Source organism: Cryobacterium sp. TMT2-17-1 (assembly GCF_004402765.1).
GTDB lineage: Bacteria > Actinomycetota > Actinomycetes > Actinomycetales > Microbacteriaceae > Cryobacterium > Cryobacterium sandaracinum.
This window is the reverse complement of sequence record NZ_SOGC01000024.1, coordinates 1-13,100: the sequence shown is the minus strand read 5'-3', so window position 1 is coordinate 13,100 and position 13,100 is coordinate 1. Positions and strand designations below refer to the sequence as shown.

General features: G+C 68.7%; 13 protein-coding genes and 1 pseudogene. 10 read left to right on the top strand and 4 right to left on the bottom strand.

Annotation, left to right across the window (positions count from 1 at the left end):
• Positions 1 to 17 precede the first annotated feature (17 nt).
• Both E3O47_RS05395 and E3O47_RS05390 read right to left on the bottom strand, forming a co-directional pair.
• Positions 18 to 749, bottom strand: a complete 732-nt coding sequence (locus E3O47_RS05395) for a PspA/IM30 family protein (RefSeq protein WP_134415367.1) — start codon at positions 747 to 749, stop codon at positions 18 to 20.
• Between the two features lie 151 nt (positions 750 to 900).
• Positions 901 to 2,967, bottom strand: coding sequence for a TPM domain-containing protein (locus tag E3O47_RS05390; protein ID WP_134419766.1), 2,067 nt, complete (start codon positions 2,965 to 2,967; stop codon positions 901 to 903).
• 99 nt (positions 2,968 to 3,066) lie between these two features.
• On the opposite strand from E3O47_RS05390, the gene E3O47_RS15910 reads away from it, so the two are divergent.
• The 7 genes from E3O47_RS15910 to E3O47_RS05360 all read left to right on the top strand — a co-directional run bounded on the left by E3O47_RS15910 (position 3,067) and on the right by E3O47_RS05360 (position 8,301).
• On the top strand, positions 3,067 to 3,237 hold the full coding sequence (locus E3O47_RS15910) for a hypothetical protein (protein ID WP_166784753.1): 171 nt from the start codon (positions 3,067 to 3,069) through the stop codon (positions 3,235 to 3,237).
• A gap of 59 nt (positions 3,238 to 3,296) precedes the next feature.
• Positions 3,297 to 4,145: an aldo/keto reductase gene (locus E3O47_RS05385; protein WP_134419764.1), complete on the top strand. Its 849-nt coding sequence runs from the start codon at positions 3,297 to 3,299 to the stop codon at positions 4,143 to 4,145.
• A 35-nt stretch (positions 4,146 to 4,180) separates the two neighbouring features.
• Positions 4,181 to 4,753, top strand: a complete 573-nt coding sequence (locus E3O47_RS05380; RefSeq protein ID WP_104099679.1) for a GNAT family N-acetyltransferase — start codon at positions 4,181 to 4,183, stop codon at positions 4,751 to 4,753.
• Positions 4,754 to 4,829: 76 nt separating this feature from the next.
• Positions 4,830 to 6,161: a M20/M25/M40 family metallo-hydrolase gene (locus E3O47_RS05375; RefSeq protein WP_134419762.1), complete on the top strand. Its 1,332-nt coding sequence runs from the start codon at positions 4,830 to 4,832 to the stop codon at positions 6,159 to 6,161.
• 23 nt (positions 6,162 to 6,184) lie between these two features.
• Positions 6,185 to 6,628 carry a DUF1294 domain-containing protein gene (locus E3O47_RS05370; RefSeq protein ID WP_104099680.1) on the top strand — a complete coding sequence of 148 codons (444 nt, stop codon included), beginning with the start codon at positions 6,185 to 6,187 and terminating at the stop codon, positions 6,626 to 6,628.
• Between the two features lie 372 nt (positions 6,629 to 7,000).
• A complete protein-coding gene (locus E3O47_RS05365; RefSeq protein WP_134401741.1) occupies positions 7,001 to 7,948 on the top strand; it encodes a hypothetical protein in 948 nt (315 codons plus the stop codon).
• A complete protein-coding gene (locus tag E3O47_RS05360) occupies positions 7,945 to 8,301 on the top strand; it encodes a GntR family transcriptional regulator (RefSeq protein WP_134373574.1) in 357 nt (118 codons plus the stop codon). The genes E3O47_RS05365 and E3O47_RS05360 overlap by 4 nt, the downstream gene beginning before the upstream one ends.
• A gap of 60 nt (positions 8,302 to 8,361) precedes the next feature.
• Here E3O47_RS05360 and E3O47_RS05355 read toward each other — a convergent pair whose 3' ends face one another.
• A complete protein-coding gene (locus tag E3O47_RS05355) occupies positions 8,362 to 8,715 on the bottom strand; it encodes a hypothetical protein (RefSeq protein ID WP_134419760.1) in 354 nt (117 codons plus the stop codon).
• Positions 8,716 to 8,848: 133 nt separating this feature from the next.
• On the opposite strand from E3O47_RS05355, the pseudogene E3O47_RS05350 reads away from it, so the two are divergent.
• Positions 8,849 to 9,031 (top strand): annotated as a pseudogene (locus E3O47_RS05350) (alpha/beta hydrolase); the annotation flags it as partial.
• 94 nt (positions 9,032 to 9,125) lie between these two features.
• Here E3O47_RS05350 and E3O47_RS05345 read toward each other — a convergent pair.
• A complete protein-coding gene (locus tag E3O47_RS05345; RefSeq protein WP_134419758.1) occupies positions 9,126 to 10,034 on the bottom strand; it encodes a hypothetical protein in 909 nt (302 codons plus the stop codon).
• A 228-nt stretch (positions 10,035 to 10,262) separates the two neighbouring features.
• On the opposite strand from E3O47_RS05345, the gene E3O47_RS15905 reads away from it, so the two are divergent.
• Together E3O47_RS15905 and E3O47_RS05335 are read left to right on the top strand one after the other, a co-directional pair.
• On the top strand, positions 10,263 to 10,421 hold the full coding sequence (locus E3O47_RS15905; protein WP_166785329.1) for a hypothetical protein: 159 nt from the start codon (positions 10,263 to 10,265) through the stop codon (positions 10,419 to 10,421).
• 662 nt (positions 10,422 to 11,083) lie between these two features.
• Positions 11,084 to 12,664 carry a DUF222 domain-containing protein gene (locus E3O47_RS05335; protein ID WP_166785328.1) on the top strand — a complete coding sequence of 527 codons (1,581 nt, stop codon included), beginning with the start codon at positions 11,084 to 11,086 and terminating at the stop codon, positions 12,662 to 12,664.
• The last annotated feature ends 436 nt before the right edge of the window (positions 12,665 to 13,100 follow it).

Here is a 13,100-nt window from a genome sequence, read left to right as displayed (position 1 = left end):
GCGCTGGAGGCTGAGGGCTACTGCGTGATGGAGTCGGCGCCGCCGGATTTGAGCGCGGCGAGGCGGGCGTCGACCTCGGTGAGCTCGCCGAGGTCCTCGAGGCTCTCGAACTGGGCGTCCAGGCTCGACGCGGCCAGCTCGCTGGCGCCCCGAACGCGGGCCTCCTCGCGGCGGATCTTGTCCTCGAAGCGGCTGACCTCGCTGGTGGGGTCCATCAGGTCGATGCTCTTGACGGCATCCATCACCTTGGTCTGCGCCTCGGCGGTCTTCGACCGGGCGATCAGTTCGCTGCGCTTGGCGGAGAGCTGGTTCAGCTTCTCCTTCATCTTGTTGAGGCCGTCCTTGAGCTGGGCCACGACGGCCGTCTGCGAGGCAATCTGAGGCTCGGCCAGCTTCGCCTCTTTCTCCGACTGCATCTGACGGCCGAGGGCGACCTTGGCGAGGTTGTCGAAACGGTCGGCGTCGGCCGCGTTTCCGGCGGTGCGCAGCTGGTCGGCCTTGCGGCTCGCGGCCAGGGCCTTGCCACCCCACTCGGTCGCGGCCTCGACGTCTTCCCGGTAGTCGTCCTCGAGCAGGCGCAGATTGCCGATCGTCTCGGCGATCGCGCTCTCCGCGTCGGCGATGCTGTTGGTGTAGTCGCGAACCATCTGGTCGAGCATCTTCTGCGGGTCCTCGGCGGAGTCCAGAAGCGCGTTGATGTTCGCTTTCGCCAACTGGGAGATACGGCCAAAGATGGACTGTTTCGTCATTGTGCGGTGTCCTTTCGAGTTCCGGAGCATCGGCTGACCTCCAGTGTGTCGGTTTGTGCTGGTCAAGACGTGTGGACCGCCGTGCAGGCTGCGACGGCTGCGACGGCTGAAACGGCTGAAACGGCTGCGACGGCTGCGACGGCGCCGGTTTCTAGAACCGCCCGCCCCCGCCCCGGCGTGAGCGGGAACCGGCACCGCCGAAGCCGCCGGGCATGCCGAAGCCGCCGCCGCGCCGGCCGCCGCCACCGCCACTGAACATGCCACCCCCGCCGCCGGAGAGGATTGTGTTGATCAGGATGCCGCCGAGCACGGCCCCCATGACCCCGTTCCCGCCGCTACCGCCGGCTCGGTAGCCGGGACCGTGGCCGCCCGGAACCTGGCCGGCGAACCCGTCGACGTCGTTCCGGGCGCCGGCGATGGAGGCCGCGGCCAGGGAGTTGGCCCGTTGCGAGGCGGCGAGAGCGGCACCCGGGTCGGTGGCGGCCAGCGATTCGGCCTCCACGAGAACCCTGCCGGCCTCGGCGACCCGGGTGCGCGCCTCCGCGCCCACCGCCCCGCGCCGGGTGCTGATGAAGTCTTCCGCGGCCGACACCTGCCCGCGCGCGGCGAGCAGGTTCTGGTTGAGGGTGGCCCGGGCGCGCTGGACGTGCGCCTCGGCGTCCCGCACGCCCTGCAGCGCGGCATCCATCGCGGTGTTGGCGGCGTCGAGCATCGCCATCACCTCGAGCGGGTTGATCCGGCCGGCCGCGGAGCGAGCGCGCACCTCGGCGAGGGTCTGTTCGGTCTGGCTGATCACTCCCGGCAACGCGGCGGCGGCCTCGGTCGACGTGGGCAGGCCGCGCGCGGTCACCAGATCGGTCTGCAGCTCGGCGACCGTGGCCGCCATCTGCCGGGTCGCGCCGGCGAGGTCGGTGCCCAGGCGGTCCACGGCGTCCAGGAGCAACCGCGCCTGGTTGACCGATACCTCGGCCGCACGGATGTTCACGGCCGCGGCCGCCGTATCGCCGGCACCCAGCCGGGTGGTGGCCCGGGCCAGAGCGGTCTCCGTGAAGGCGAGACGCTCGCGGGCCTCGGCCGGGTTGTCGGCAACCGTGCCGAGCGCCACGTCGGTGTACCGGGCGGCCAGGGCCGCCAGGCTCTCCTCGCTGCCGGCGAGCCGGGCCCGCACGGCCTCGGCGCCCTGGGACACGGCAGCGGCGACCTCAGGCGCGTTCTTCTCCAGCTGGCGCAGTTCGTCGAAGTCGTCGGCCTGCGCATCGAGGGTGAGGTTGGCCTGGCTGCAGAGGTCGATGATCGCGGCGTGCCAGGCGCGCGCCTGCTCTTCGGAGTCGGGTTCGGCGTCGTCGAGCTTCTGCTGCAGGGTGAACGCCTGGCTGAGCTGCTTCTGCGCCGTTTCGAGCGCGGCCCGGAAGGCGGTGGTGACCTCCGTGCCGTACTGGGCGATCGCGAAGCCGAGCTCCTGCTCACTGGAACGGATCGCGTCGTCGGTCTGCACGAGGGTACTCGAGGCGCGCCGCTTGAGCTCGGGCGTCGGCAGGGACTGTAGCCCGGTCGGCGCTCCGGCTCCGGCTGGCAGGGCACGCCCCCGCCCGCGTCGGGCGAGCAGGATGACCGCTCCGGCGACCAGAAGCACCAGCACGGCGATGATCACGAACACGACGATGAGAAACCCGCCGGCACCGCCGCCGGGGCTTTCGTCCCCGGGGGTGATCTCGCCGGCCGAGACCGGCTCGCCCCGCAGAGCCGCGGAGAAACCCTCGGCTGCGGCGATCGCGGCGCCGGCCCAGTCGTTCTGGCGCAGAGCCGGCTCGATGGCGACGGTCTCGATCTCCTGGAGCTGGGCATCCGTCAGGGCGGAGTCGGGGGCCACGGAAAGTTGGTACTGGCGGTCATCCGTCGCTACGGCCAGCAGCACGTCGTTGGTGCCGAGGCCGTTGTTGTCAGCCGTCTGGTCGGCCCACTGCTCGCGGTCCTCGACCCCTGTGAAACTGTCGACATAGGCCACGAAGAGGTCGGCTCCGGTCTCGGAATAGAGCTCGTCGAACGCGGCCGTGACCTCGTCGGCGCGGGCGGTGACGGCGTCGACCGTGTCGACGATGTGGCTGGCGCCGAAGTCGACCGGGTTTTGCGCCCAAGCCGCCGTGGGCGCCGACGCGCTGGACATCGCAAAGCTCAGAACCGCCGCAACCGCGACCGGAATCAACCACCGTGACCGCATGGACCCCATCCTCACACCACCATCGACACTCGGGCGTTCCCAGGTCGAGCATAGGACGGCGACACAGGCCCGTCCACCGCCCAGGCAGGAGTATCACTGTTGCCCACTGTCACGGCGGCTGGCTGGCTGGGCATCTGCCGCGGGCTGCAGATCATCGACGACACCCCTGATGGTCAGGTCGAGGTCGTCCAGCACCTCGCCGGCGCCCGCCGGGTCTCGAGCCTGTCGATCGGCCCTGAACGGGAATTCGCTTCACCGTGCGCCGTTTAGGTCAGGGTGGGGCGCGCAGTCTTCTCCGTGCGCCTCGTCGACAAAAGGAGCTCTACGACATGACCGCAGCACCGACGACATCCATTCCCCGCATCACCCTCAACAACGGAGAGACGATCCCGCAGCTCGGGTTCGGCGTGTACCAGATTGAGCTGGCCGACACCAGGCGGTCGACGCTCGCCGCCCTCGAGGTGGGCTACCGCCACATCGACACCGCCGAGATGTACGGCAACGAGCAGGGCGTCGGCGAGGCCGTGCGCGAATCCGGCCTGGATCGGACTGACGTCTTCGTCACGAGCAAGCTCAACAACGGCTTCCACTCCCGAACTGATGCCCTGGCCGCCTTCGAGCAGACGCTCGAGACCCTCGGCTTCGACTACCTCGACCTCTTCCTGATCCACTGGCCGCTGCCGGCCGTCGGAGACTTCGTCGAGACCTGGAAGGCGTTGGAGGAGATGCACGCCTCCGGGCGGGTGAAGACCATCGGCGTCTCCAACTTCCAGCCGCAGCACCTGCGGCGTCTCCTCGACGAGACCGGCACAGTGCCGGCCGTCAACCAGATCGAGGTGCACCCGTACCTGACCCAGGACAACGTGCGCGCGTTCAACACGCAGCACGGCATCGTGACCGAAGCGTGGTCGCCCATCGCACAGGGCAGGGTGCTCGGCGACCCCGTGATCACGGCCATCGCCGGCCGCCTGGGCCGCTCTGCCGCTCAGGTCACCCTGCGCTGGCACCTGCAGCGTGGCGACATCGTGTTCCCGAAGTCCGTCACCCGCAGCCGGGTCGAGGAGAACTTCGCGCTCTTCGACTTCGAATTGACTGCCGACGACCTGGCTGCGATCACAGCGTTGAACCGCGACGAGCGCACCGGCCCCGACCCGGACCAGTTCAACTGGATTCCCTGACCACCCGCAGGGGTCCGGGTCACTAGTCTGGACGGATGCCGCTCGAGACCCGCACCGCCCGCCTCCTGCTGCGCCGTTGGCGTGAGTCAGACCTGGCGCCGTTCGCCGCGATGGGGGAGGACCCGGAGGTGATGCGGTACTTCCCGTCTCGGCTGACCCGGACCCAGAGCGACGAGCTCGCCGGCCGGGCCGACCGGCTCTTCGAGACGCACGGCTACGGACTCTGGGCGCTCGAGAAACAGTCGACGGGCGACTTCATCGGCTTCACCGGGCTCGCTCCCGTGCCCGCGTTCATCCCCGGACCCGGCGGGCTCGAGGTCGGCTGGCGGTTGGCCCGCTCCTTCTGGGGCCAGGGCTACGCCACCGAAGCCGCCCGGGCGGCCCTCGATGTCGCTTTTGGGCGGCTCGATCTCGAACAGGTGCAGGCGATCACGGCGGTCATCAACGAACCGTCGCGGGCCGTGATGGAACGACTCGGGATGACCGCGACCGCCGAGTTCCAGCATCCGAAAATTCCCGTCGGCTCACCGCTCCGGGTTCACATCCGGTACGCGGTTTCCCGGGCGGCCGCCGCCCAGGCGTGCGCCGCGGCCGATCTCACCCGGTAGAGTTCAGGCACTTTACAATAGGACTGGCCGCCACCATGGAATCGACTGTCGCGCACCATCTCCGTCCAGCGTGCGCATGAGCGACCATGAAGCCCTGACCCGCCAGACGGTGGACCTGCTGCGCGACCTCATCCGCAACGCCTGCGTCAACGACGGCACTCCCGATTCGGGCGGCGAGATTCGCAGCGTGCGTTCGCTCGAGGGGTTCTTCGCCGGGTCGGGACTCGACCTCGAGGTGGTCGAACCGCATCCGGGCCGCGCCTCCCTGATCGCTCGAATCCGGGGCACCGATCCCACGGCGCCCACGCTCGCCCTGGTCGGCCACCTCGACGTGGTGCCGGTCGACGACGGCGGCTGGAGCCGCGACCCCTTCGGCGCCGAGATCATCGACGGCGAGATCTGGGGACGCGGCGCCCTCGACATGCTCTACCTGACCGCCAGTTACGCGGTCGTCACCCGGGCCATTGCGACCGGACCGTTCCGGCCGCGCGGCGACCTCATCTTCGCCGCGGTTGCCGACGAGGAAGACGGCAGCCACTTCGGCGTGGAATGGCTCACCGAGCACCGGCTCGATCTGATCGACGCGGACGCCGTGCTCACCGAGTCCGGCGGGGCCATGGTCGGGCCGCGGCCGCTGATCTCGACGGCCGTCGGCGAAAAAGGTATCGCCGGGCGGCGCCTTTCCGTGCGCGGCACCCCCGGCCATGGGTCGGCCCCGTGGGGCGCGCGCAACGCCGCGGTGATCGCGGCGGATGCCGTGGGGCGCTTGGCCCGCTACCGCGCCCCGGTGCAGATCACCGCCGACTGGCGCCGATATGTGCAGGCCCTCGACCTGGAACCCGACCTTGCCGCGCGCCTGCTCGACCCGCACCGGATCGACGGCGCCCTGAACGAGCTCGGCAGCCTGGCCGGGTTCGCGCACGCATCCACCCACACCACCATCTCGCCCAACATCGTGCGGGCCGGGGTGAAGGACAACGTCATCCCCGCGCTCGCCACGATCACCCTCGATATCCGGGTGCTGCCCGACCTGTCAGCCGCCGACGTCGACGCCTACCTGCGGGAGGCGCTCGGCGACCTGGCCGACGAGGTCACGATCGAGGGCGACGAATTCGCCGCGGCCACCCGGTCCGCGGTCGACACGCCGCTGTTCCACTCGCTCGGCAAGGCCGTGCGCCGGGCCTACCCCGACGCCGACCTGCTCCCGGTGCTCAGCGTCGGCGGCTCCGATGCGCGGTTCTACCGCCGCCGCGGCGTCCCTGCCTACGGTTTCGCGCTGCTCGGCCGGCACTGGGACTACGGCACCTTCCGGCAGCTGTTCCACGGCAACGACGAGCGCATCGACATCGGCTCGATCGCGTTGACGGTCGCGGCCCTCGACACCGTCGTTCGCGACTTCCTCGACTGAGCTGCTGCCGCGAGAAGACACAGATGAGACAGACCAAGCCCAGGCGGCAGTCCCCACGCACGAGGCAGACCGGCACGCGGCGACGGATGCCCGCCCGCACCGGTTCGGGAGCCGTCGCCTACCTCGCCATCGTCGCCTTCACGTCGATCTACCTCGTCGTCGACGCCTACCGACCGGTCTCGATCTGGGTGGCCGCGTTCTACCTGGCCGTCAGCCTCGCCTGCTTCGTCGCCTACGCCATGGACAAGACCGCAGCGGTCGCTGCGCGCTGGCGGGTGCCGGAGAACACCCTGCTGCTGCTCGGATTCGCCGGCGGCTGGCCGGGCGCGATCGTGGCGCAGCAGGTGCTGCGGCACAAAACCAAGAAGGCCGGTTTTCGGCAGGCGTTCTGGGGCACGGTGGCCCTGAATGTGCTGGCTTTCGTCGTGATCTTCTCGCCGCTGCTGCCGGATATGCTGGCCCGCTGAACCGAGCCGAGCCGAGCCGGGGGCGCGTGCCCGGCCGCAGGTTACTCGTTCGATGTCGAGGACGGCGACGTATTTCGTGCACAATTCCGTGGTGGGCGAACTCCATACCGTCTCCTGCCCTGACATCCTGCCGAACGGACCGCCCGACCTGAAGGCGGGCAAGGGAACGCCGACCCGGACTCCCCGGTGACGCCGGCATACCCGAGACCGGACTGGTTCACCGGCACGATCCGCGAGGTGACCGTGGACGTAGGTCGAGATCCGAGCTCATATGGCGCGGCGATAGAACGGCAGCACGCCGGGAACCCTGTTGTGTATTCATGCTTGTATTGATAAGATGATACAAAACTAAGAACACAAAAAGGGGATCTGATGCTCGGTGACGTCTGGTCCAACATGATCTTCCACGTCGCCGTGTCCACGTGGACGGTAGCCGGTCTGCTCGTGGGGTCGTGCGTGCTGCTGTGGGTCTTGACCCATGTTCCCGCCGTGCAGCGTCGGCTCGTCGCCCACGCGTCAACGGTCGCCGGGCTCGGCCTGCCGCACGCCTCGCATCCGATGGTCTTGGCGGCCCAGGTGCGGAGAGTACGGGGCTTCTCCGGCGGCGGATTCCTCGGCGTGATCGTCTCGATTTTCCTCGTGTACTTCATCGGGGCGGACCGCAGTGGTCCGGCCACCGTGTTCCTGCTTGGCGGTTTCGTGATCGTCGGGGTGCTGGGTGGCGCGATCGCAGCCGTGGCCGGCGAGGTGGCGAGGACCGGCGAGGGTGAGCGGGTTGCCCATGGGCGGCGCACCCGCTTGGCCGATTACGTTCCGCGGTGGGAACGCGTCGGCGTTCGTGGCACCGTATTCCTCAACCTGGCGGTCGTCGGTGTGCTGGTACTGCTGCCTGTTTTTTGGAAGCTGCAGCTCTCCGTCTTCCCGCAGTCCTTCAGCGTGGCGGTCGTCGTGGCCGGGCTGGCCGTGGCGGTGCTCGCGGCCTTCGAAATCGGCGGTCGCATCGTCGTCGCGCGTCCCCAGACCATGGCGTCGGAGCAGGAGCTGGCCTGGGACGATGCGATGCGCTCGGCCGCGATCCTGGATCTGGTCGCCGCCGCGTTCCTCCTCGGTGCTTTTGGTGTCTTCTTCGGCCTTCAGGAGATCGCGATGGCGGTGCGACCGGGAATCGGTGGCGGCGTAGCCTCCGTGGAGGCGTTCAACCTGTTCGGGCTGGTCGTGCTGGGCGCGGGTGCCGCCGCATCCGTTCTCACCTCGTCACGGCGTCACTTTCGGCGAACCCTCCACGCGGATGCCGGTTCGCGCCCGGTCGGCCCGCAGTGATTCTCCGCATCGACCCGCGCTCGGCGACACCGCCATTCGACCAGCTGCGCGTGCAGGTCATTGCGCACATCCGGAGCGGGGCCATGGTCGCGGGAACACGCCTGCCCACGGTGCGCAGGCTCGCCGCTGACCTAGTGCTCGCGCCGAACACCGTGGCGCGTGCCTACAAGGAACTCGAGGCGGGGGGGTTCATCGAGACCCGCGGCAGGGCCGGTTCCTTCGTCAAGGCCGCACCGGACTCGGTCGAACAGCAGGCGCTCGGCGCGGCAAAGACCTATGTCGAACGGCTGCGGGAGCTGGGGGTCAGCCCGGCCGACACGGTGGCGTACGTCACCACAATCCTGCAGAACTGAGGCCCGGCCGTTGGTGAGATCGGGTGCCGGTCGCGGCCGGTGGCCATCGGTTGCCCCGGGTCAGAACAGGTGCCGCAGGTAGCGCTCCGGGGCCTCCAGGAAGGAGCGCCAGTCGCGCACCAGGTCAAGGTCTCCCCAGGCGCACGGGCGGTAACCCCAGGGCCCGACCTCGTAGATGGCGGCGCCCGGGAGCGACGCCAGGATCGGGGAGTGCGTCAAGAGGATGACCTGGGATCCGCCCGCGTCCAGGATGTCCTGCTGGTGGCGGATCAGGGCGAGAGAACCGGTGGAGGAGAGGGCCGACTCCGGCTCGTCGATGATCCACAAGCTCGGGTAGCGGGACCGTGCCGCGACGAGGTGGAGGAAGGATTCGCCGTGCGAGCGCTCGTGGAACGAGGGCTCGCTGACAGGCATCCGTCGTCACGTAATCGCGGAGATTTTCGGGAAACGCCGGTTCGGGGGCCATGAGCGGCGTGTCGCGAAAATCTCCGAGGTTGGTGCTGCGGGCGCACCGGATGACCCGCGGCAGCCCATGCCTCCGCACCGCTCCTGCGAGATCCCGTCCGCGCTGCTCACCGAGTGGATCGCCGCCGGGTATTCGTTCGTGGCGGAGCTGGCCCGCCTGCACGACGTCGAGTACGTGGACCTGCCCACCAGGCACTGGCTCCAGTTCACCAGGCCGGCCGAGCTCGGCACCGCGATTCTGGCGGGCGTAGAGCGCACCGCTTGATCGCGCGGAGCGGGCGGCCAAGACGGAAAATCCAGGTCATCGAACCGAAGGTCCATGCATCCGAGAAATCGCGCTCCCGACCGGGCCGGTGCCGTCAGCTGCCAATCCAGGCGTCCACGCTGATGTCGAACCCGGCAGCACTGCAGGCCGCGCTGACACGGGCCAGAGCCTGCCCCCACTCTGTCGACAGCGGATCGATCTGCTCGCTGGCCGACGACGGCAGCAGGCCCTTCAGGGCCTCCACGTGGTCCGCCACCGCGGAGCCGGGCACGGTGTCCACGCGGGCGCTCAGTCGCGCAACGAACCGTGCGGCTCCCTCGAACTCCCGCTGGGTTGAGGGCTCTGCGAGCAGCGAGCCGTACGCATTGTGCATCAGCGTCACAACGTCACTCACTTGGCCGCAGGTGTCCTCCGCGTTCACGGGATCCGCAGAAGGCGATGCGGTGACGAGCGAGGCATTCGTTTGAGTGCCGACGACGAAACCGACACCCAGTGCGACAAGGATGCTGAGAACCAGGAGGGCGTTGCGGTCGCGTCCCCCGGCGGGCAGCGCAGTCTCGTCGAGTACCTCCTCGAAAAACGGTTGAAGCGAACCCTCGGACGTCCCCTCGTGCATCGTCCGGGGACCAGTATTCCTCGGTGCCGTCGACTCACCGGGGGAGCGGGGCGGCTGGGTGTTGACCTCGAATTCGGCCGCACGGATCGCGGCGGCGATCGCGGCACGGTCGGCGGCCACCGTGGCCTGCAGCTCCCGCAGCGCGGCGGTGGCCTTCGGATCGCCGACGAAGTCGCCGTTCGCCGAGAAGACGCGCTTCTGGAGGTCGCGCAGCTGGTTTGCCGGGGACGGTGAGCCATCCGGTGCCGCCTCGGCGGGGTGAGTCGCCCACCACAGGGCGTTGAGCACGTTCTTCTCTCCCGAGTAAGCGACCCGAACCGCTGCGAGGTAGGCCGGATCGCGCTGGGCCAGCGAGTACGCGTCTTCGGAGCCGTGGTCACGCACCACTGAGAGCCCCCGATCGTCGATTCGGTCAGCATGGCACAGTGCCCGGTCGTTCCCCGCACTGCTTCCCTTTCCGCGTCGCGTGCCGATTCCCCGTCCGCGTCGCCGCCAATCGGCGTCGCGCCGGAACTGCGCCGCTGCGCCCGTCGCGTGCCACGCGCGCAACGGCGCACGATGCGCGCGAGACGGTTGCCGCGGCACCGGCCCGCACGGACGCCGCAGACTGGAGTAATGGAAGAGTTCGCTTTCGACGGTGACGGCCCGGTGTGTCCGGCGTGCGGGGCCGAAATGACCCCCGACGGTGTGGACACCGCTCAGGGGCTCGAGTCCTGTCACCGATGTCCGCGCTGCAGACTGGTCGTCGTCGTTCCGGGCAACTGGCTGGAGTAGGTTTCAGCCGATGGCCATCCGGCTCGGGGCGTCACCGCATCCGAGTGCCCATGGATGCGCCGCTAGAGCGGGAGAACGCCGCCGCAGACCTACTGGCCGGGAGCCCGATACGCCGGCGTTTTCTTGGCGGCGTCGGACTGCTCCGGAACCTCGATGACCCCCAGAACGTCGGTCTCCCCGAAGGCGTAGTAGAAACTCTCGACCGACCGACCGACCGACCGACCGACCCACCCACCGATTTGAGGGCTGCGACCAGCGCCTTCCGACGGCCGGTTCCGCCTTCGCGCATGAAGCCCCTGATGCCCTCGTCCACCTAGTTCGCTCCAAATAGATACTGGCTCATGGTCAGTCCCGTCCTGTGGTGTGCTGGACGCGGACATCCGGAGCAATGCCCGAGACCTGTGTGCGGCAACCCGCCGAGGCACGGCAACGACGCTCGGTCCCCGAAGTGGGGCTGCGACACATGGTAGGCCCGGCTGTTCCCGGGGACAACGGGGCGGCCGCCCAGCCTCAGAGGGCTCCCGACCCGGTGGTCGAGCTGGGCGAGACCCGAAGCGATGCCTCCAAGGTCGATGAACAGAACTTCGAATCTCAACCTCCAAAAATCCGCAACCATCTGACGAACACTCGACTATGTGTACGCAATGAGGTATCCTCGTAACATGACCNCTCGTAACATGACCAACCTCGCGGAAGACCTCAGGCAGGCGGCCGATGCCGTGGCCCTGCTGGGCTCGTCATGCGCTGACTTCTCGGCCCTTCCTGATGCCGAGGTGTTGGCCGGTCAGAAGCGAATCGCTTCGATCCGCCGTCTCGTCGATACCTATGCTGCCTGGATGGCGGCGACCATCGCCGAGCGTTCCCGACCGGAGCTCGGGCACTCGGGTTTGGCGGCGCAGCAGGGGTATCTCTCCCCGGAGGCCCTGATTCAGAACTCGACCGGCTCGTCCAAGGGCGACGCCTACAAGCTGGTCGCAGTCGGCACCATGATGGCCGATGCCGAGGCGGCCGACAGGCTCGTCGAGGCGGCGCTGTCCTCGCCCGACGCGGATGCCGCCGAGGTCGCCGAGGTCGAGGCGAAGGTGCCCTGGCAGGCGCCGATCGCCCGGGCCGTCACCGCCGGCACGCTCTCGGTTGACGCGGCCGAGTCGATCCGCGCGGGGCTCGGCCAAATCGATGCCTCGGTCACCGCCGAGAAGCTCGCGGTGGCGCTGGAAGCGCTCCTGGCGGAGGTGTCGTCGCTGAATGCCGATCAGGTGTTCAAGCAGGCGAGACGGATGCGCGACCGGCTCGATGAGGCCGGCATTGCCGCCCGCGAGAAGCAGGCCTACGACGACCGCTACCTGCGGGTCTACCGGCTGGGCAACGGCACCGTGCGCCTGAACGGGCTGTTCGCGCCCGAAGACGGCGAGTTCGTGCTCTCCACCTTCGACTCGATCACGGGCCCGCGCCGCGGCGGGGTGCGATTCGTGGACGCAGAGCGGGCAGCCTGGGCAAAGAAGATGCAAGACGACCTCCGCACGACCGAACAGATCGCCGCGGACTCCCTCGTGCAGCTGCTCAAAATCGCCGGCGAGGCCGACCCGGGCCGGGTCTTCGGCGGCCGCCGCCCCTCGGTGCGCGTGATCGTGACCGAGAAGGCGCTGAAAGGTGGCCAGGCCGGTCAGACCGGGCAGCAGGGCCAGACCGGGCAGCAGGGCCAGACCGGGCCGGCGCCGACGACCGTCCAGACTGAAACGGGCGAATCTGGGCCCGTCGAACCCGTCGAACCCGTCGAACCCGTCGAACCCGTCGAACCCGCCGAAGGGGCCGCTCATGGGCAGCTCGAGGGCAACCCGGTCCCCATCTCGCAGGAAACCATCGACCGACTCCTCTGCGACACCGGGACCCGCGGCATCAAATTCGACGACAACGGCCAGATCATCAACGTCGGCCGCGACGAACGACTCTTCACCGAGAAACAGCGCGCCGCAATGGCAGTATGCGACGGCGGATGCCTCTGGATCGACTGTGAGAAACCGCCAGCGTGGGCAGAAGCGCATCACATCAACGAGTGGCTCAAAAACAACGGATGTACGGACCTTGCCGACGGGGTACTCCTCTGCCATCCCCACCATCTGCTGCTGCACAACCAGCACTGGACGATCAGCCGCACCGGAACGCAGTACTGGCTTAGGCCACCGATCGAGGTAGACCCCAAGCAGACGCTGGTGGCGTTGCCGAGCAAGAGGGCAGCGCTGTAGCGCTTGGTCTCGACGGGCTCGATCCGCGTCGCGGGAACCTCGAGTGGGTTCCTAACCGGGTCTCGACGGGCTCGACCCGCGTCGCGGGCAGGGGCGGGTCAAGGGGCGGGGCAGTTGCTCCCAAACCGGCACAGGCGATCGACCGCGACGCGGGATGAGCGTGGGTTCCGCGACTTCTCAGGGAGCGGTCCGTGGTTCCCGAGCGAGCGTTCCGGGACTCCCGTGTCTTCTCGTCACTGGCTGAGCAGCAACTCTCTCCCGAACGAATTCGACGGAGATTCTGCCCGAAACTGCCCCAGGAAACCCAAAAATGTGGTTTCAGACCAGAATCTCGGCTCTCCTGCTGCTTCTGTGGGTTAATCCCGGCCGGGGAGTGCGGGTTTGTGGCCGCCGAGGCTGAGCATGGCGAGGGCGATGAGGGCGTCGGGTGATTTGA

Excerpts from the sequence above, each read along its gene's own strand:
- E3O47_RS15905 (WP_166785329.1), top strand. The coding sequence starts at position 10,263 with ATGGAAGAGTTCGCTTTCGACGGTGACGGCCCGGTGTGTCCGGCGTGC.
- E3O47_RS05390 (WP_134419766.1), bottom strand. The coding sequence starts at position 2,967 with ATGCGGTCACGGTGGTTGATTCCGGTCGCGGTTGCGGCGGTTCTGAGC.
- E3O47_RS05395 (WP_134415367.1), bottom strand. The coding sequence starts at position 749 with ATGACGAAACAGTCCATCTTTGGCCGTATCTCCCAGTTGGCGAAAGCG.
- E3O47_RS05370 (WP_104099680.1), top strand. The coding sequence starts at position 6,185 with ATGAGACAGACCAAGCCCAGGCGGCAGTCCCCACGCACGAGGCAGACC.
- E3O47_RS05355 (WP_134419760.1), bottom strand. The coding sequence starts at position 8,715 with ATGCCTGTCAGCGAGCCCTCGTTCCACGAGCGCTCGCACGGCGAATCC.
- E3O47_RS05365 (WP_134401741.1), top strand. The coding sequence starts at position 7,001 with ATGCTCGGTGACGTCTGGTCCAACATGATCTTCCACGTCGCCGTGTCC.
- E3O47_RS05375 (WP_134419762.1), top strand. The coding sequence starts at position 4,830 with ATGAGCGACCATGAAGCCCTGACCCGCCAGACGGTGGACCTGCTGCGC.
- E3O47_RS05385 (WP_134419764.1), top strand. The coding sequence starts at position 3,297 with ATGACCGCAGCACCGACGACATCCATTCCCCGCATCACCCTCAACAAC.
- E3O47_RS05380 (WP_104099679.1), top strand. The coding sequence starts at position 4,181 with ATGCCGCTCGAGACCCGCACCGCCCGCCTCCTGCTGCGCCGTTGGCGT.